Here is a 19,162-nt window from a genome sequence, read left to right as displayed (position 1 = left end):
TTTATGAACAACAGTGTTAATTGCAAAATCTATGATGACGTAATATTGATTACCTTGGACCGACCAAAAGCTAATGCAATTGATGCTAAAACAAGTCATGCGCTGGGTGATGCATTTATCAGTTTTAGAGATAATAATAATTTACGGGTGGCTGTGATAACGGGGGCTGGTGATCGTTTTTTTTGCGGTGGCTGGGATTTAAAAGCCGCATCTGAAGGCGAGGCAATTGATGCAGACTTTGGGCTTGGTGGTTTTGCAGGACTAACGGAGTTGTGGGATCTTGATAAACCTGTCATTGCCGCAGTTAATGGACTAGCAGTTGGAGGAGGCTTTGAGTTAGCTTTAGCAGCTGACCTTATAATTGCAGCAGATACTGCAGAGTTTTTTGTTCCAGAAGCGACCTTAGGCATTATCCCTGATAGTGGTGGCGTCTTAAGATTGCCACGACGATTGCCATCTGCAGTGGCGATGGACATGCTTATGACAGGTCGACGAATGGCCGTAGATGAAGCAAAACACTTTGGCCTAGTTAATCGAAGCTGTACTTTAAGTGAATTAGAAGATTCAGCAATAGAGTGGGCACATCAAATTGCTAAGTCTGCACCTCTATCTCTGGCAGCAATAAAATCTGTATTAAGGCAAACAGACCAAATGGATTTAGAAAGTGCTTATAAAGTTATGCGATCTGGTGAGATCCAGGCTTATCAGAAAATGTTGAACTCTGAAGATGCAAAAGAAGGTCCTAAAGCTTTTTCTGAAAAGAGACCTCCAAGCTGGAAAGGAAAATAATCATTATAAATACAACAGATTTTGAACAAGCTAGAACTGGGTATAATTTATTTGATGAATTAAGTTAGGATATAGATTCAATGAAAAGATATTTTTTAACATCAGTCACAATTGCTTTAGCTATTTTTTCGCTAAGTTCAAATGCCAATAGTGAAGGCGAAGCAATGTATAGTGCTTTGGGCTGTGTAAGTTGTCATGGCCAGAATGGACATTCGACAGATGAAAATGCACCTTCTTTAGCTGGAAAAGATGCTGATTGGATTGTTCAGCAATTAGAATATTTTCAGTCAGGTGAGCGTCAGAACTCATACATGAATGCAATGGCTCCAATGGCTGAAGGATTTGAACGCTCGATTGCTGAATATCTTTCTATTCAAAATTCTAAATACTAATATTAGTCGATAAAACTGTCCTAATTGAAGTTTACGATACCATTATTTTTCACGTATAATTTCCTTGAATTTTTTGGAGATTAAGAATGAAAAAGACCATTATTGCTTTAGCTTATATATTAATTGCTTCTTTCAGTAGCCCTATTATTGCTGCTGGTGATGCTGAGGCAGGTCAAGTAAAGACTGCAACATGTATGGGTTGCCATGGTCTGGCAGGTAATAGCACTATTCCTACTTTTCCTAAGTTAGCTGGACAAGGTGAGGCTTATCTTATAAAACAATTACAGCACTTTAAGTCAGGTGAAAGAAAGAATGCAATGATGAATGGTGTTGCTGGAATGCTCTCTGAGCAAGACATGATGGACATTGCAGCTTACTATTCAATCCAAACTATAAGTGAAAACAGTGCGAATGCAGATGCTGAAACTCTTGAGCTTGGTCGTAAGATTTATGTTGGTGGAAAAATGGATACTCAAACGACAGCTTGTATTGCTTGTCATGGAGCTAAAGGTTTAGGTATTCCAACTGCAGGCTTCCCAGCAATCAGCAGTCAGCATGCAGCATATACTACTTCACAGCTAAAAGCATTCCGTCAATATTCCATAAATGAACAAACGGGCTCCACAGATGTTTCTAGGGCAAATGAGATGATGGTGAATGTTGCTAAAGGTTTAACGACAGTTGAAATTGAAGCTTTGTCACAATATATAGCTGGACTTCATTAAACTAGAGCTGGTGATTTTATGAAAAGAAAAATTGGGATAGTAGCCCTATCCCTATCATTTTTGGCAGTACTCTGGCTTTTGCTTGGTATGGCTAATTTGGTGCCACTTTTGATAGAGTTACCGAACGAAACAAGTATAAGAGCGCATGCCTCACTAGCAGTAATTTTCTTGTTGATAGGTTCTGCGGCTTTTTGGAACGAAGATTAATTTTTAAAGAAGGATGTAATTATGATGAAAACGTCAGATATATGTATTTTAATGTCAGTGGGTGTTGCATTTGTAACAACTGCTTTTCTTTGGTTTCAAGGAGTGGACACAAAGCAAGAAGCATTGTTTACCGCAACTTGGATTCCATCTATTTTAACGTTCGCTATTTATTTTAAAATAATAGCCAGGAAGGACTAATTATGGATGATTCACTAATATTCTTTACTGGGTTATTTTGCTTTGCGCTTGCTTTAGTAGGAGCGGTAATGACTGTTGTAGAATTTAAACGTCTAGAGTCAGAAGATAAAAAATAACATTGGGCTGTTAAGTCTTTTAATAGAATAGTCTAGTTTTAAATAAGAGCTTTTATAGGCACTATTAAAATTATAAACGCGTAACTTTTGAGCTTAACCCATTCTCTCTGTGTTGCCGTCGACTGTCATTATTTGACCAGAAATTTTGCTTGCTTCATTTGATATTAAAAAACTTGCCATGTTTGCTATATCTTCTTTATCTACAAATGTTTTAAGAGAAACCATTGCCTCATAGTCTTCTTTTACCTCATTTTCAGAAGAGCCTATTGATTTGGCTCTTGCTTTAATAACACGATTAATTCTATCGCCTGATACTGACCCTGGGCAAATCGCGTTTACTCTAATATCGAATTCACCGAGCTCCATGGCGAGTGACTTTGTAATTCCAATGATGGCCCATTTACTAGCAGCGTAAGGAGTCCTTAGTGGAAATCCAAATAGTCCAGCTGTTGAAGATAGATTAATAATTGAGCCCCCCTTATTCTTCTTTAAAAGCGGAATTGCAAACTTAGTGAAGTAGAAGTGGCTATTTAAATTTATATCTATCGTTTGCCTCCAGTCCTCGATGGTTAAATCTTCCATTGGTCCAGTGGGACCAGCAATACCAACATTATTTATGAGAACATCAATGCGTGTAACTTTTTGAGAAAGGGCTTTAAAGTAAGACTTAACTGACTCCGGATTCCCAGCGTTAACATTTTCAATAAATACCCTTTTATTGAAAAGCGGATGCTTATGAATTTCATCAATTTTTTGCTGATTAATGTCAGATAAGTAAACTGTGTGGCCTTGATCTATCAAAACATTAGCCATACACCAGCCAAGTCCATCAGCTGAGGCTGAAATGATTATATTTTTACTTGCAAAATTACCCTGAGACATTACTTTGTTTTTGTTAAGGCTTCAGAGAGTTCGTCAGATGAGATGTATCCAGTTGTGCTTCCATTTTTATCAATAACTTCAATAGTTGATCTATCTTTCAAAACCTTAGGGACTAGTTCTTCAATAAAAGTATCTTCATCATACTTGTATGTTGATGATGGGTTAATGCCGGAGGTATCAAATTTATCAATTTTTGTCATTACAGTCTTAGCTCTTAAAACTTTTGAGCGATTAACGTCTTTAACAAAAGCTTTAACGTAATCATCCGCTGGATTGAGGATAATATCTTCTGGGCGACCAACTTGAACCAATCGTCCGCCATTTAGGATTCCTATATGATCGCCAAGTTTAAGCGATTCATCAAGGTCATGGGTTATAAAGACAATCGTTTTTTTAAGTTTCGATTGAAGGTCAACAAGTTGGGATTGCATTTCACTTCTAATCAAAGGATCTAAAGCGCTAAACGCTTCGTCCATTAGAAGGATTTGTGGGTCAGTTGCAAGAGCCCTTGCAAGTCCAACTCTTTGCTGCATTCCGCCAGAAAGTTGAGCTGGGTATTGGTTCTCAAATCCTTGGAGCCCTACAGCATCAATTTGACCTTGAGCAATTTCTTTTCTCTTTTCTTCAGGAACCTCCTGAATTTCAAGTCCATAAGCCACATTTTCAATGATTGTCTTGTGAGGGAATAATCCAAAGCGCTGGAAAACCATACTCATGGTTTTTTTTCTAAATTCTAAAATTTCTTTCTCATCTAAACTTAATACGTCTACATCATTTACAAGAACTTGTCCTGCAGTAGGATCAATTAATCTATTAATATGCCTAATCAAAGTTGACTTACCTGAGCCAGATAGGCCCATGCAAACAAAAATTTCACCTTCTTCGATAGATAATGAAACGTTATCTAAGCCAACAGTATGTCCAGTCTCTTCTAGAACTTGTTCTTTATCTGCCCCGTTTTGGACCATTGATAAAACCTGGTCAGGCTTGGGACCAAATATTTTATAAATATTTTTAATTTCGATTTTTGACATAATAGGGGTTTATTCTGGTGGTTTATTTCTATCTTGTATTCTTTTACCATAAGCCTGCGTAATTCTATCTAACACAATTGCTAATAGAACAATTGCGAGACCGGCTTCAGTTGCTTTTCCAACATTTAGCTGTTGAAGTCCCAGTAAAACTTCATCACCAAGGCCTCGAGTTCCAATCATTGAGGCAATGACAACCATAGCTAGTGCCATCATTGTGCACTGGTTGATTCCTTGCATAATGTTCGGAAGGGCAAGAGGTAACTGTACTCCAAGTAATTTTTGTTTGGGGCTAGCCCCAAATGCTTCAGCTGCTTCGATAACTTCGGTATCAACCAGAGTAATTCCAAGATCAGTCAATCGAACTAATGGAGGAACAGCATAAATAACAGTTGCAATAATTGCTGGAACAGCGCCCAATCCAAACAGCATAATTCCTGGGATTAGGTAACAGAAGCTTGGGATTGTTTGCATTAAATCAAGAACTGGCAGTATTGCATTTCGAACTTTATTATTTCGAGACATTGCAATACCCAATGGAATACCAATAATAATACAAATAATAATTCCAATTATCATAATAGAGGTTGTTTCTATAGCTTTATCCCAAAACTTTGGATGTAGGAAGCCTATAAAAAATGTACAAAAACCAACAAAAACGGTGGTTCCTATTTTTCTGCCACTAGAAAAGAAAACAACTGCAACAACGAGTGCAATGACTACTGGCCAAGGTAGAACGATTAAGAATTTCTTAAGAGATAGAATTGCACCAAGAAGAAAATCGTTGATTACTTCGAAGTAAATTCCATATTTTTCATTAAAGACCTTAAAGCCGTCATTAATCCATTTCATTAGAGGAATATCTAACCATTTAGGCCAATCATAGAGCCAACTTAAATCAGTAAAAAGCTCCATAACACTATCGGGCTTTCTTTTTGATGAGTTATAACTGACGACTAAAAGCCATACAAAGAATATTGGAAATGTAAAGTATGTGAGAATTTTTCTTATCATAATTATTTTGATGAAAAAAAGAGCTCACAAGTGAGCTCTTTTTTATATTAAGATTAACTTATAGAGCTCCAGATACTTTAGCAGCAACGTCTGCTGGTACCCAAGATTTCCATGAATCATCATTCGCTAAGTACTCCATTGCAGTTAGCTCCATATCACCATCTGACTCATCTTCATAGAATGCAAGTAGTCTGTTAACTTGCGCAGTTGGTATGCTATAAGCTTCTAAAAATGCAGTCTCTGCAGGGTGTGAATCCGCCCATGAAGAAAGAACTGACTTGTCTAGTGACATGTCTCTGTACTCAACTCCACAAGTAGGTACCCATGCATCCTCACCATTGGCTTTGATGTCTTCAACAACAACTTGCATAGATGCCCAGCACTCAGAGTTAAATGGAGGCTCTGCTAGTCTAACTAGATCAACCTTACCCATTAGACCAGTTGGCGCCCAATAGTAAGTAAAGATTGGTTGCTTTTTAGCAAACGCACCTGCAATTGCTGCATCTAGTGCTCCACCTGAACCTGGATCAAAGTTAGTATAGTATTTATCTAGTCCATAAGCTTTTTGTTTAACAAGATTAATTGTGTAGCAAGTCCAGCCACCAATACAGCTTGTCATTCTTCCCATTGATGGGTTTTCAGGATCACTGAATAACGCAGCAATTTCTGGCCTATTCATATCTAGAACATTTGTAAGATTGTACTTATCAGCAGTTGCTCTATCAACATAGAATGCTTGCTGAGAGTCAGGAGTATTTACTCCTAGGTTTCTCACAGTTCCATCTGCTTCATGACCATCAAAAGTATCTTTAATGTTGTCATACCAAAGCTCAGTAACTACATCAAGCTGTCCATCATAGTGCGCAGCCATAATAGGTGTTGTACTTCCTTTAGTTATACTAACTTCACACCCATAACCATGCTCTAAGATGAAGCCAGCAATAGCAGTATGAATATTAGCACTACTCCAGTCAAAATCAGCTAGTCTTGCCTTACCGCAGTCAGCACTAACAACTCCTGGCATTAGAGCAACTGAAATAGCTGAGATAGCTAATAGTTTATTTATTAGTTTCATTTTTTCTCCTTAGGTTTAAAACAAAATCCTTATTAAATATAAGGATTGATTTTTAGTATATATAAAATTTCAGTGCAAGTTGAATTATATTCGATGATTAAAAACACATATTAATAGGAAATATTAAATTAATAAAACTATTCCTGCTATAAAAATTAATCCTAGAATTGTTTTTTGAAACACCTCGCCATCAATAACATGATAGATTTTCATGCCAAGAAAAGAGCCAATAATTAAAGCTGGAATAGTCAAAAGAAGGTCATAAAATATTTGCAATGTAAATAGGCCAGCGATAGCAAAACTTATAACTGCCATAATGCTTGTTATAAAAATAAAAGGTTCATAAGTTCCTCGCTGAGTATTTTTTGGTAATTTCTGCAGACTAACCCAAATTGTTGGAAATATTCCTCCAAGCGCTGCAAAGCCGCCCATAAATCCACTTATCAATCCTATAAAACAATCAATTAATTTATTGTTGTTAACTTTAACGGATAGGTTATTATTTTTAAATATTAATATTGCATAGAAAACTAAAAAAATGCCAATAGATATTTTAAATAATCTTGGGTCAGTAGTTTTTAGAAGAAGCATACCAAGGGGTATACCAATTAAACCAGAAATAACAAATGGTCTCAGTTTTGAAAAATCAAGAGTTTTTCTTAATTTAAATAATGGCCAACCCGATATCAATAAGCAAGTAATTATATTTAATGGAATTGCGATAGCAGGTTCCATTATGTGAAGCCAAAATGCATTAAGAACAAGACCACTTCCAAAGCCACTAGCTCCCTGGACAAATGCTGCAGTAAATGCTCCTGAAATTAAAATTAATAAATATATTGATGGGTCAGAAATGATCTTTAAAGAATTGCCAAAATAATGCATATGAGTATATAGATTATTTTGTTATTTGTATTTGATTTCAATATAATGACGATGTTAGGTATTTTAAATTTTGATTATCAAATGGCCCTATTACTTCTAATTTACTTCTAATTTATGTCTAATTATGACTACATAATTGTAGGGGCCGGCTCCGCCGGCTGTGTCCTTGCAAATAGGCTCAGTAAAAACTCATCTAATAACGTTTTGCTAATAGAGGCCGGTGGTTCAGATCGTCGATTCTTTATCCAAATGCCAATTGGATATGGGGTGACCTACCATCAAAAAGCTGTTAATTGGATGTATATGACAAAGCCAAGTCCAGAAGCTGATAATAAGCCAAGTTATTGGCCAAGAGGAAAGGTTTTGGGCGGATCTAGCTCAATTAATGCAATGGTTTATGTGAGAGGAAATCATAAAGATTTTGACCAGTGGTCTGAGATGGGGAATACAGGCTGGTCATATAATGATGTTCTGCCCTACTTCAAGAAAATGGAATCTTGGCAAAATGGTGCTGATAGTTTTAGAGGCGGTGATGGGCCATTAAATGTCTCGGAGGTGTCTGACCAGTTACACCCATTATGTAAGAATTTTTTATCTGCAGCTCAAGAGATTGGTATTAATCTTAATAGAGATATGAATGGAAAAAATCAGGAAGGAGTTGGCAACTTTCAAATCACAACTCATAAGGGTCAGCGAATGTCCTCCTCAAGAGCTTACTTGTGGCCAATAAAGAGTCGTACTAATCTTACTATTATTAAAAATGCTTTGGTTTCAAGAGTATTAATTAAAGATAAAAAGGCCTATGGAGTTGAGTATATTAAGTCAGGTAAGATTCATCAAGTGATGGCTTCATGTGAAGTTATATTAAGCGCAGGATCAATTAATTCTCCTCAGCTTCTTCAGCTATCAGGAGTAGGCCCAAAAGATGTTTTAGATAAAGCTACAGTTTCTTTAATTCATGATAGTCCAGCTGTTGGAGAAAACCTACAAGACCATTTGGGGGTTAGTTATTTTTATAAAAGCAAAGTACCAACCCTAAATGATCAGTTAAGGCCATTTCTAGGAAAGATATATCAGGGTCTAAGATATATTATTACAAGAAGAGGGCCACTGAGTTTAAGTGTTAATCAATCAGGAGGATTCATTAAGACACGTGATGGTCTTGAGAAGCCCAATATCCAGCTTTATTTTTCGCCCGTCAGTTACTCTCTGGAATCTCCTGAAAAAAGGGCAATGATGAGCCCAGATCCCTTTTCAGCAATGTTATTTGGAATTTCAAGTTGTAGCCCTCTTTCAAGGGGAAGAGTTCATATTGAAAGTAATAACCCATTAAAACCTCCAATCATTGAACCTAACTATCTTTCTCATAAAGATGACATCAGAGATTTATTAGAGGGGGTTAAGGTCCTTAGGAAGTTGGCTAAAACTGATAGTTTTAGAGAAGTTATTGGAGAAGAGTTTCGTCCTGGGCAGGCATGTCAGACTGATGAGCAAATGATCCAGCATATTAAAGATACTGTTTGGACTGTTTTTCATCCTTGTGGTACTTGCCAAATGGGCCCTAATCCACTGAAAAATGTTGTTGATAGCAATCTGAGGGTTCATGGCATCAAAAATCTGAGAGTGGCAGATGCCTCAATATTTCCTCAAATAGTTTGTGGTAATATTAACGCCGCAACAATCATGGTTGGTGAAAAAGCATCAGATTTAATATTAGCAAGTGCAGAAAATAATTAAAGTTATTAAAGAATCCTTATGAAGATAATTAGTATTGAAACTTTTACGAATGAATACGTCGGTTTAGTTCGCATAAGAACTGATGAGGGCGATGAAGGGTGGGGTCAAACCTCTACCTATAATTCTGATATTAGTTCTCAGGTAGTTCATAGACAAGTTGCTCCTCATATTTTAGGACTCAGTGGATTTAACATTGAAGATATAAATAGAGAGGTCTTAGAGAGAGAGCATAAGTTTCCTGGTACATACCTTTATAGAGCTTTAAGTGGAATTGATACCGCGCTTTGGGACATTAAAGCTAAGCGTTCGAACAAGAGTGTTTGCCAGCTTTTGGGCGGTGAAAAACAATCTATTCCAGTTTATGCTTCAAGTATGCAGAGAGAGATTAGTCCAGAAGCCGAGGCCGAAAGACTTCTTGCGCTAAAGGAAGTAAATGGTTATTTCGCATTTAAATTTCGGATTGGAAAAGAGTGTGGCCATGATTTTGATCAATGGCCTGGGCGAACTGAGGCAATTATAAAAGAAGTGAGAAAAGTTCTAGGAGATGATGTTGCTTTGCTTGTTGATGCAAATAGTGCTTTTAGCCCCAAAAAGGCAATTGAAGTTGGACACATGCTCCAAGATTATGGCGTAAGTCATTTTGAAGAACCTTGCCCATACTGGAAGCCAGATTGGACTCGAGAAGTTAAAAATTCACTAGATATTGATATCAGTGGTGGCGAGCAAGACAATGATATGAGGGTTTGGAGTAATATGATTGATACTAAGGTTGTTGATATTGTTCAGCCTGATATATGCTACATGGGAGGCGTTACTAGGACACTAGAAGTTGTAAAGATGGCAGAGAAGGCAAATCTTCCTGTAACTCTGCATTCAGCAAACCTTTCTCTAGTGACACTTTTTTCGGCTCACATTATGGGCTCTATTAAAAACCCAGGAAAATATTTGGAGTTTTCAATAGAAGGTCCTGATTACTACCCATGGCAAGATAATATTTTTTACCCAAACTATAAAATTATTGATGGGTGTCTTGAGATGATCCACAAGCCTGGTTGGGGGGTTGAAATAAATCAAGAATGGCTGTCTTTATCAGATTACAAAGTAAGCTATACAGGGTCTCGCTTTTAGTGCAATTTTTTGGGTAAGAAAATCCTGTATAATTTCTTTTTTTTTAATAAGTTACGGATTTATAACTAGATGAAGACCTCACTCACTAAACTTGAGGGATTAAAAAGATCCCTTCTGGTTGAATTGCCTGTAGACACTTTCAATCAAAAAACAGAAAGAATTATCAAGAGCCTTGCCTCAAAAGTTCGTATTGATGGCTTTAGGAAAGGAAAAATTCCAGCTGCAATTTTGCGTCAACGCGTTGGCGGTAGTGCTAAATCCGATGCTGCTAATGAAATTGTTACTGAGACTTTGGCGGATGCCCTTAAAGATGCAGATGTTTCTCCGGCTGCTCAGCCGTCATTGGTGAATGTAGATACTGAGAATTCAGAAAGTTTTATTTATACAATAGAGTTTGAAGTGTTTCCAGAGATCAAAGTGGGCTCTTTAAAAAGCTTGACTATGGATCAGATTAATTCAAAAGTTACTGAAGAAGATGAGGAACGAGCTCTTCAAGATCTACAAGATAGGTCAACTGAATATAAGACTGTCAAGAGAAAATCTAAAGAAGGGGATCGTTTAATTGTAGATTTTGAAGGCTTGCTAGATGGAGAGTCATTTGAAGGTGGAGCTGCTGAGGGTTTTGAAATTGTTTTAGGCAAAGGTACTATGATTGAAGGTTTTGAAAAAGGTCTTATAGATATCGCGCCTGAAAAAACCGTTGAAGTAGCTGCAACATTTCCGGAAGATTATCATGTAGAAAATCTGGCAGGAAGAGAGGCCATCTTTAAAGTTACTGTTAATGAAGTAGGTTCACCAACAGAAGTAAAGAGAGACGATGAATTTGCCAAAAAATTTGGTGAAAAAGATTTTGAAACTATGAAATCGAGAATGTCAAAGCAGATGCAAGTTGAATTAGAATCTCGATTAGTTCAGCAAAATAAAGACACCGCATTTTCAGTTCTTTTAGATGCAAATGATTTTGAGGTGCCTGAAGGCAGCGTTTCTGCTGAGTCGCTCAAGCTACAGCAAGATATGGAATCTAGAATGGAGCAGCAAGGTATGCCTTCTAAAGGTAAATTACCTGCAGAAATGTTTCAAGAGGAAGCGGCAAGAAGAGTTAAACTTGGTTTGTTAATTAATAAAATTGCAACAGATGGTGAAATAAAAGCTGAAAAAGAACAGGTTGATGCTAAACTTAATGAAATGGCACTCCAATATGGTGAAAGTGCTCAGCAAATGATTGATTGGTATAATATAGATCCTTCAAGACTTGCCAACATTGAATCAATTGTCGTTGAAGATATGGTTGCGAAACATGTTGCAGATCAAGCCAAAGTAACGATGACAGACAAGACCTTTTTAGAAATAATGAGCCCACAAAATTAATATGACAATTCAAAACTTAAATCAAATCCCAATGGTAATTGAGAGCTCTGGAAGAGGAGAGAGGGCTTATGATATTTATTCTAGGCTTCTCAAAGAGCGAGTTGTTTTTATGGTTGGTCCGGTTGAAGATTACACTGCAAATGTAGTAGTAGCTCAGTTGCTTTTTTTAGAATCTGAGAATCCAGACAAAGATATTCATTTGTATATAAATTCACCAGGCGGCTCAGTAACTGCAGGCCTTGCTATCTATGACACAATGCAATTTATTAAACCAGATATTTCTACTCTTTGTATTGGACAGGCGGCAAGTATGGGTGCATTACTTCTTACAGCTGGTACAAAGGGGAAAAGGTTTGCGCTACCTCATGCTAGGATGATGATTCATCAGCCTCTTGGAGGATTTTCCGGTCAGGCAAGCGATATAGATATTCATGCACAAGAAATTCTTAAAGTTAGAGATAACTTAAACACCATACTTAAGAACCATACTGGTCAAAGTATGAAAAATATTCAGAAAGATACTGATAGAGATAATTTTATGTCAGCGAGCGAGTCTGCGAAATATGGGCTCATTGATAAAGTAATTAATAAGCGATAAATTTAAGTTTGTCTATGGACCAAAATACTGAAGACCTTAGCTGTTCATTCTGCTCAAAACACAAAGATGAAGTAGTTCGCCTAATTGCAGGCCCGGGAGTTTATATTTGTGATGAATGTATAGATTCCTGCTATAGTTTGATTCAAGAGCAAACTATTAAGGATAAAAAAGATCAACATCAGGATTGGAATAATACCCCAAAAGAATTGTATGCCTCTTTAGATGAATATGTGATTGGCCAGTCCCACGCAAAAAAAGTTCTTTCAGTGGCAGTTTATAATCACTACAAGCGACTAAAAACAAATTACATCTCAAATGATGTAGAGCTTGATAAATCAAATATTTTACTTATAGGCCCAACAGGAAGTGGCAAAACGCTTCTTGCGCAATCTCTGGCGCGTTTTCTGGACGTCCCTTTTGCTGTTGCTGATGCAACAACTTTAACAGAGGCTGGCTATGTTGGTGATGACGTAGAGAATGTAATTAAAAGCCTACTCTCAAAATGTGATTTTGATCCAGAAAGGGCAGAACAAGGCATTATTTTTATAGATGAAATCGATAAGATTTCACGCCGGTCTGACTCTCCCTCAATCACAAGAGATGTTTCTGGTGAAGGAGTTCAGCAAGCTATGCTTAAGTTGATTGAAGGCACTATTGCATCGGTTCCTCCTCAGGGTGGCAGAAAACATCCTAACCAAGAAACTATTGATGTCGACACTTCAAAAATATTGTTTATTTGTGGTGGTGCATTTGATGGGCTTGGGAAAGTTATTGATAGGCGCATTGAAAAGGCTACTGGTATTGGTTTTTCTGCTAATGTTAAGGAAGCAAGTGGTAAAAAAACATTAACTGAGCTTTATAAATTTTTAGAGCCAGATGATTTAATTAAATTTGGATTAATTCCTGAATTAGTTGGTCGTTTAGCTGTTCATACTTCTTTAGATGAACTTGATGAAGAGGCTTTGGTTCAAATTCTTACGAAGCCCAAAAATTCTGTAGTCAAGCAGTTTCAGCAATTTTTTGCCATTGAGGGTGTTAAGCTTACTGTAAGGAAAAATGCTCTTTTGGCGATTGCAAAACTTGCGCTGAAAAGGAAAACTGGTGCGAGGGGCTTGAGAGCTATTTTAGAAGATTTACTACTGGAAACGATGTATGAAATACCTTCAACTCCAAGCGTTAAAGAAGTTGTTGTAGATAAAGAGGTTGTGGAAAGAAAAAAACAACCTGTGATTGTTCATGTTTCTGATAAAAAACAAAGCAATATTCGTAAAGCAAGTTGATTAATTTCATTTTTTATATACTGGCCTCTTAAGAACATCTATGGAGCTTTTTGATCGTCAAAAGGATGCAGTTGGCCAAGGTGAAAGAACTATATTGGTTCATATTGAGCTAACTTCAAATAGACAGGCATCAAGCAGTATTGGTGAATTCCAGCAGTTGGCATTGTCCTCTGGCCTCAGTATTATTGACACTATAACAGTTAAAAGAAGTATTACTAAAGCTCAGTTTTTTATTGGTACTGGGAAGGTTGATGAGCTAGCAACAATTGTGTGTGACAATGAAATCGATTTAGTTATTTTTTCTCTTCAGTTATCCCCCTCTCAAGAACGTAATTTAGAGAAAGCATTAAAGTGTCAAGTGATGGACCGAACTGGCTTAATATTAGATATCTTTGCATTAAGAGCAAGCTCCTTTGAGGGAAAGTTGCAAGTAGAGCTAGCACAGTTGAAGCATCTATCTACTAGACTTGTAAGAGGCTGGACTCACCTTGAAAGACAAAAAGGTGGTATTGGACTTCGTGGTCCAGGTGAGACGCAGCTAGAAACTGATAAGCGATTAATTTCAGTACGTATAAAAAATATTAATAAGCGACTAGATAAGGTTCATAAGCAGCATGATTTGGGACGTAAATCCCGAATTAAGAATCAACTTCCTATGATTTCACTTGCAGGATATACCAATGCAGGAAAATCAACCCTCTTTAACCTTCTAACTAAAGCCGAAGTTTATGCAGATGACAAGTTATTTGCGACACTAGACTCAACTATTCGACGCGTTATTCTGCCAGCTTCTGGTGAGGCAGTTATAGCTGATACGGTTGGCTTTATTCAAGATCTACCTCATGAGCTGGTTGAGGCTTTTAAGTCGACTCTTGAAGAAACACGACAAGCTAACGTCCTACTTCATGTGGTCGATGCTTCAGATCCGAATAATAGGGATAAAATTGAGCAGGTAGAGGATATTATTGAGCAAATAGAGGCCCAAGATATTCCAAAAATTATTGTAATGAATAAGATTGATGGAATTGCTGATTTCAAACCTCGCCTTGATAAAGACCATGATGGTAATATTTATAGAGTTTGGGTTTCAGCTCATACGGGAGAAGGAATAGATCTACTTTATCAGGCACTTTCGCAGAGTTTAAGTGGAATGATGACTTTTGCAGGAATTAAGTTAGATGTTCAATCTGCTTACATTAGAAGTGAAATTCATAAAGTTGGATTTATTCAAAAAGAAATAATGAATGAATTTGGGCAATGGCTACTTGAAATTAATGTCACTCGACACTATCTAGAAAGATTACTAGACAAGCAAGGCGTTTCATTATTATGGGAACAGAAATCACCACAGAGCCTAACGGCTTAAGCAAGCAATCAATTCCACTACTTCCTCTTAGAGATGTAGTAGTTTTCCCGCACACGGTAATTCCTTTATTTATAGGAAGAAAATCTTCAGTTAATGCAGTTACTCAGGCTATGGAGGCTGATAAGAATATTTTTTTGGTTACCCAGAAAGATGAAACAATTGAAGAGCCAAATAATGAACAGCTACATAAGGTAGGAACCCTAGCAACAATTCTTCAATTACTGAAACTTCCAGATGGAACTATTAAAGTTTTAGTCGAAGGTGTTAAAAGAGCAAAAATCGAAGAATTTGTTGATTTAGGTGAGCATACAGAAGTAATTTTAAGTGACTGTAGTTTGACTCATGATGATGACACTGAGATAAAGGCTATGATGCGTTTAGCCCTTGAAAACTTTGAAAAATATATAAAGCTTAGTAAAAAAATCCCTGAAGAGGTATATAAAGTACTTAAAGAGATTAAAGATATCGAGCGTTTCAGTGATGTCATTATTGCGAACCTTAATCTTAAAATTGAAGAAAAGCAGAACTTGCTTGAGAGCAGTGAGGCAATAGAAAGACTCGAGAAAATTCTATCAATCCTTGAAGGTGAGCTAGATGTTCTTGGCGCAGAGCAAAAAATTCAAAGTCGAGTGCGCAAACAGATGGAATCCAATCAAAGGGATTACTATTTGAATGAGCAAATGAAGTCCATTCAAAAAGAGCTTGGAACTGTCGATGATGAGAATGAGATTGAAGAATTACAAAACAGTATTAATAAGGCAAAAATGCCTAAAGAAGCTAAGAAGAAGGCCCAAGGTGAGCTTAATAAGCTTCAAAGAATGTCTTCTCAATCATCTGATGCTTCAATCATTAGGACTTACATAGAAAATTTATGCTTAGTTCCCTGGAGTAAAAAAACGAAAACAAACCAAGATTTGGTAGAAGCTCAAAGAATTCTGGATGAAGATCACTATGGTTTGGATAAAGTTAAAGAGAGGATCATGGAGCACTTAGCAGTCCAAAGTCGAGTCACCCATAATAAAGCGAATATATTATGTTTGGTCGGACCACCAGGAGTTGGAAAAACTTCTCTTGGAGAGTCAATTGCAAAATCAGTCAATCGTAAATATGTTCGTATGGCTCTTGGAGGAGTTCGAGACGAAGCTGAAATTCGAGGCCATAGAAGAACTTATATTGGGGCAATGCCTGGTTCAATTGTCCAAAAAATGCAAAAAGTTAATGTAAAAAATCCATTATTTCTATTAGATGAGATTGATAAGATGGCATCTGATTTTAGAGGAGATCCTGGCTCTGCAATGCTAGAAGTTTTAGATCCAGAACAAAATCATACTTTTAATGATCATTACCTAGAAGTTGATTATGATCTTTCCCAAGTCATGTTTGTTGCTACTGCAAACTCTTTAAATCTTCCTGAAGCTTTAATAGATCGCATGGAAATTATTCACTTGTCTGGATATACTGAAGATGAGAAGCTTGAAATTGCTAAGCGCCATCTAATTTCTAAACAAATGAAAAATAATGGTGTTAAAAGCTCTGAAATTATTTTTAAAGACTCCGCAATAATGGATATTATTCGTTATTACACAAGAGAGGCAGGAGTTCGAAGCCTCGACCGTGAAATTGGAAGTATTTGTAGAAAGGTTATTAAAGATATCACTCTAAAAAAACGAAAAGCTAGGGCAATCATCAATTCAAAAAGCCTTCCAAAATTTTTGGGTATGAAGAAATATCGCTTCGGTCTTGCTGAAGAACACAATCAAATTGGTGAAGTGACTGGACTGGCATGGACATCTGTTGGTGGAGACTTGCTTACAATTGAAGCTTCTTCATACAAAGGTAAAGGAAAGCTTAATTACACAGGCCAGCTTGGTGATGTCATGAAGGAATCCATTCAGGCGGCAATGTCTGTAACAAGATTGCGAGCTGAATCACTTGGTATAGCGGATGACTTTCATGAAAAACTTGATATTCATATTCATGTGCCTGACGGATCAACTCCGAAGGATGGTCCAAGTGCTGGAGCTGCAATGTGCACCGCACTTGTGTCGGTTTTAACAGGTCGAAAGGTAAAAGCTGCAGTGGCAATGACTGGAGAAATAACTCTAAGAGGCGAAATAACTCCAATTGGTGGGCTAAAAGAAAAATTACTTGCAGCGATGCGGGGCGGGATTAAAACTGTCATTATTCCTGAAGATAATGAGCGTGAATTATCTGAAGTGCCCGAAAAAATTAAAAGTAAACTTGAGATTATTAAAGTTAAGTGGATAGATCAGGTTTTAGACATTGCACTTGAGGAAAAATAAAGGCAATTAACTTTTATAGCTTTTTTGTAAGTTTAGCGTAATAAAAGCCGTCATATATTTTCTTAGGAAGTTGTTGTTTTCCAATGAACCCATCTCCCCATGAAAGGGATATTTCTTCGTTGATAGCATCTTTAAACCTTTCAAGAAAGCTAACAATTTGTCTCTCGTTTTCATCTGGAAGAACTGAGCAAGTAGAATATATAAGCTCCCCACCGGGCTTTAAGAGATGCCATAAATTATCAAGAATTAACGCTTGAATTTTAGTAATTTGATTGACATCTTTTAGTTTTCTTAATAGTTTAATATCTGGGTGTCTTCGAATGACTCCTGTTCCTGAACAGGGGGCGTCAATTAAGATTTTATCAAACTGTTTTTGGTCCCACCAGTCTTGCCTTGTTGCGTCCCCAACAATCATTTCAACATTCTTAGTTTTAAGGCGATCAATATTTTCTTTAACTTTTAGTAACCGTGTTTCATCATTATCTAGAGCAACTATATTTGCTTCAGGACATAGTTCAGCTATATGAGTTGTTTTACCTCCAGGAGCACAACATGCATCAAGAATTAATTCCCCTTTTTTTGGTGAGACTAGATGAGCTGCAAGTTGAGCAGATACATCCTGCACGTAGCAAGACCCTTTTTCAAAATCTGGCAGGCTGCCTACTTTTACAGCACTCTCAAGAATAAGTGCTTGCGGGGCAATGTTTGATTTCTCAGAACATATACCTTGTTTTTTTAATTTTTCTTGAAAAGCGCTTAGATCAATTGATGGGTGAACTCGAATTGACATTGGGGCTTTTTTATTATTCTCAAAAAATATTTCTTGGAAGTCTAACGGGTAATCTTTTTTTAATTTTTTTACAAGCCAGCTTGGATGAGAATGATGAGCTGTCTTCAAGATTAAGTCTTTATCTCGATCAATTCCTCTAAGTATTGCATTAACAAAACCTTTGGCCCAGGTTTTTCCAATTTTTTCTGCAATTTCAACAGTTTCATTGATTGCTGCATGACTCGAAATATCAGTGTACAGAAGCTGATATGCTCCAAGAATCAATATACTATGGATATCAAGGTTTTTCCTTTCTAAAGGCTTCTTTATACGGGGCGTAATTATGTCATTAAGATGATGATAGAATCGGATTGAGCCATATACCAAGGATTTTGCAAAAGGAGATTCAGTACTTTCCGCTGGAAATAAGGCGTCCGATAAAGCTTGCTTCTCTAAAGCTACTAGGCAGATGGCTTTATGAGCTATAACCCTGGAGTTTCCGTTATTGAGCAATTGCTTGTAAGATACTATTTAAAAGTTGATTGGGCTCTTGGTAGCCAGGAATATTTGAGCCATTTTCAAGGAAGATTGAAGGCGTTCCATTAACTCCTAATTGCTTAGAGATTGCAAGTTGATCTTCAACAGGATTTATGCAATCAGGGCTATTCGGTAAATCACGATTAGTTTTATAGTTATGCATTGCAATGGCTTTGTCTTCAGCACACCATATTTTTTCCATAGCGCTTTGTGCATTTGGGTGAAGTTGTTCAATTGGAGAAGCTAAGTATTTAACTGTGATACCTAGAGAATTCATACCCTGCATATTTGAGTGAAGCTTTGCACAATAAGGACAATCTACATCCGTAAAAACATGGAGAATGTATTGCTCATTTTCGGCCTTGAAAACTATTTTATTATTTTCATCAATACTATTTAAAATTTTAATTTTTTCTGAGTTTATTCTTTTAGTAGAAAGATTAGCCATTAACTCTATGTCGGTTACTGCACCTTGAATAACATAACGCCCATCAAGCGAAATATACAAAACCTCAATCTGAGGATTGGTAAGAACTACCTCGTAAAAACCTTCCAATTCTGAGTTACTTATATTCTCAGTTTTAATAGTTGGGAAGAATGGCTTTAAATTATCAAAAACCTTGTCAACATTTGCAGTTACGGAGTTAGTAATTATGATTAAAGATAAAAGAAGAAGCTTTTTCATATTAAAAATTCAAGATTAAAGAAGTAAATTTTACAGTTTTTTGGTAGAATACCGGGATTATAATTTTCGGAAAAAGT

The 19,162-nt window shown here is 36.8% G+C and carries 19 protein-coding genes; 12 read left to right on the top strand and 7 right to left on the bottom strand.

The genetic code is table 11. From position 1 onward, the window contains the following. Positions 1-3 precede the first annotated feature (3 nt). From ABXT44_RS07290 to ABXT44_RS07270, 5 genes are all read left to right on the top strand, one after another. Positions 4-789, top strand: a complete 786-nt coding sequence (locus tag ABXT44_RS07290; protein ID WP_416686597.1) for an enoyl-CoA hydratase-related protein — start codon at positions 4-6, stop codon at positions 787-789. An 80-nt stretch (positions 790-869) separates the two neighbouring features. Beyond that, positions 870-1,181: a c-type cytochrome gene (locus ABXT44_RS07285; RefSeq protein WP_271556499.1), complete on the top strand. Its 312-nt coding sequence runs from the start codon at positions 870-872 to the stop codon at positions 1,179-1,181. 86 nt (positions 1,182-1,267) lie between these two features. After that, positions 1,268-1,906: a c-type cytochrome gene (locus ABXT44_RS07280; protein WP_416686595.1), complete on the top strand. Its 639-nt coding sequence runs from the start codon at positions 1,268-1,270 to the stop codon at positions 1,904-1,906. A gap of 18 nt (positions 1,907-1,924) precedes the next feature. Beyond that, complete coding sequence (locus ABXT44_RS07275; RefSeq protein ID WP_416677688.1) at positions 1,925-2,113, top strand: hypothetical protein; 189 nt, start codon at positions 1,925-1,927, stop codon at positions 2,111-2,113. A gap of 21 nt (positions 2,114-2,134) precedes the next feature. After that, a complete protein-coding gene (locus ABXT44_RS07270; protein WP_416677687.1) occupies positions 2,135-2,311 on the top strand; it encodes a hypothetical protein in 177 nt (58 codons plus the stop codon). 209 nt (positions 2,312-2,520) lie between these two features. Here ABXT44_RS07270 and ABXT44_RS07265 read toward each other — a convergent pair whose 3' ends face one another. The 5 genes from ABXT44_RS07265 to ABXT44_RS07245 all read right to left on the bottom strand — a co-directional run bounded on the left by ABXT44_RS07265 (position 2,521) and on the right by ABXT44_RS07245 (position 7,314). Continuing rightward, positions 2,521-3,309, bottom strand: a complete 789-nt coding sequence (locus ABXT44_RS07265; protein WP_416686593.1) for an SDR family oxidoreductase — start codon at positions 3,307-3,309, stop codon at positions 2,521-2,523. Continuing rightward, positions 3,309-4,343: a quaternary amine ABC transporter ATP-binding protein gene (locus ABXT44_RS07260; RefSeq protein WP_416686591.1), complete on the bottom strand. Its 1,035-nt coding sequence runs from the start codon at positions 4,341-4,343 to the stop codon at positions 3,309-3,311. Before ABXT44_RS07260 ends, ABXT44_RS07265 begins: the two co-directional genes overlap by 1 nt. Before the next feature lie 9 nt (positions 4,344-4,352). Further along, positions 4,353-5,255: an ABC transporter permease gene (locus tag ABXT44_RS07255; RefSeq protein WP_416679580.1), complete on the bottom strand. Its 903-nt coding sequence runs from the start codon at positions 5,253-5,255 to the stop codon at positions 4,353-4,355. A gap of 157 nt (positions 5,256-5,412) precedes the next feature. Next, a complete protein-coding gene (locus ABXT44_RS07250; protein ID WP_416686589.1) occupies positions 5,413-6,429 on the bottom strand; it encodes a glycine betaine ABC transporter substrate-binding protein in 1,017 nt (338 codons plus the stop codon). Positions 6,430-6,552: 123 nt separating this feature from the next. Further along, positions 6,553-7,314 (bottom strand): sulfite exporter TauE/SafE family protein, encoded by a 762-nt coding sequence (locus ABXT44_RS07245; protein WP_416686587.1) that lies wholly within the window; start codon positions 7,312-7,314, stop codon positions 6,553-6,555. Between the two features lie 114 nt (positions 7,315-7,428). Here ABXT44_RS07245 and ABXT44_RS07240 point away from each other — a divergent pair, with 114 nt between their 5' ends. From ABXT44_RS07240 to lon, 7 genes are all read left to right on the top strand, one after another. After that, on the top strand, positions 7,429-9,051 hold the full coding sequence (locus ABXT44_RS07240) for a GMC family oxidoreductase (RefSeq protein WP_416686585.1): 1,623 nt from the start codon (positions 7,429-7,431) through the stop codon (positions 9,049-9,051). A gap of 18 nt (positions 9,052-9,069) precedes the next feature. Then, on the top strand, positions 9,070-10,179 hold the full coding sequence (locus ABXT44_RS07235) for a mandelate racemase/muconate lactonizing enzyme family protein (RefSeq protein ID WP_416686583.1): 1,110 nt from the start codon (positions 9,070-9,072) through the stop codon (positions 10,177-10,179). Positions 10,180-10,248: 69 nt separating this feature from the next. Further along, positions 10,249-11,547: a trigger factor gene (tig, locus tag ABXT44_RS07230; protein ID WP_416686581.1), complete on the top strand. Its 1,299-nt coding sequence runs from the start codon at positions 10,249-10,251 to the stop codon at positions 11,545-11,547. Position 11,548: 1 nt separating this feature from the next. After that, on the top strand, positions 11,549-12,145 hold the full coding sequence (clpP, locus tag ABXT44_RS07225) for an ATP-dependent Clp endopeptidase proteolytic subunit ClpP (protein WP_416677676.1): 597 nt from the start codon (positions 11,549-11,551) through the stop codon (positions 12,143-12,145). Positions 12,146-12,159: 14 nt separating this feature from the next. Continuing rightward, the gene (clpX, locus tag ABXT44_RS07220) at positions 12,160-13,425 is read left to right on the top strand and encodes an ATP-dependent Clp protease ATP-binding subunit ClpX (protein WP_416686579.1); all 1,266 of its coding nucleotides are present in this window, start codon (positions 12,160-12,162) and stop codon (positions 13,423-13,425) included. 40 nt (positions 13,426-13,465) lie between these two features. After that, positions 13,466-14,791, top strand: coding sequence for a ribosome rescue GTPase HflX (hflX, locus tag ABXT44_RS07215; RefSeq protein WP_416686577.1), 1,326 nt, complete (start codon positions 13,466-13,468; stop codon positions 14,789-14,791). Continuing rightward, positions 14,755-17,094: an endopeptidase La gene (lon, locus tag ABXT44_RS07210; RefSeq protein ID WP_416686575.1), complete on the top strand. Its 2,340-nt coding sequence runs from the start codon at positions 14,755-14,757 to the stop codon at positions 17,092-17,094. The genes hflX and lon overlap by 37 nt, the downstream gene beginning before the upstream one ends. A gap of 13 nt (positions 17,095-17,107) precedes the next feature. On the opposite strand, the gene rsmB is transcribed toward lon, so the two are convergent. Further along, complete coding sequence (gene rsmB / locus ABXT44_RS07205; protein ID WP_416686573.1) at positions 17,108-18,376, bottom strand: 16S rRNA (cytosine(967)-C(5))-methyltransferase RsmB; 1,269 nt, start codon at positions 18,374-18,376, stop codon at positions 17,108-17,110. Next, complete coding sequence (locus tag ABXT44_RS07200; RefSeq protein ID WP_416686571.1) at positions 18,366-19,085, bottom strand: DsbC family protein; 720 nt, start codon at positions 19,083-19,085, stop codon at positions 18,366-18,368. The genes rsmB and ABXT44_RS07200 overlap by 11 nt, the downstream gene beginning before the upstream one ends. Positions 19,086-19,162: the final 77 nt, after the last annotated feature.

Origin of the sequence: Candidatus Pseudothioglobus sp. Uisw_041 (assembly GCF_048087625.1) — a bacterium.
Lineage (GTDB): Bacteria > Pseudomonadota > Gammaproteobacteria > PS1 > Pseudothioglobaceae > Pseudothioglobus.
Note: the sequence above shows the minus strand (reverse complement) of the source record. Positions and strands in the feature narration are given on the sequence as shown.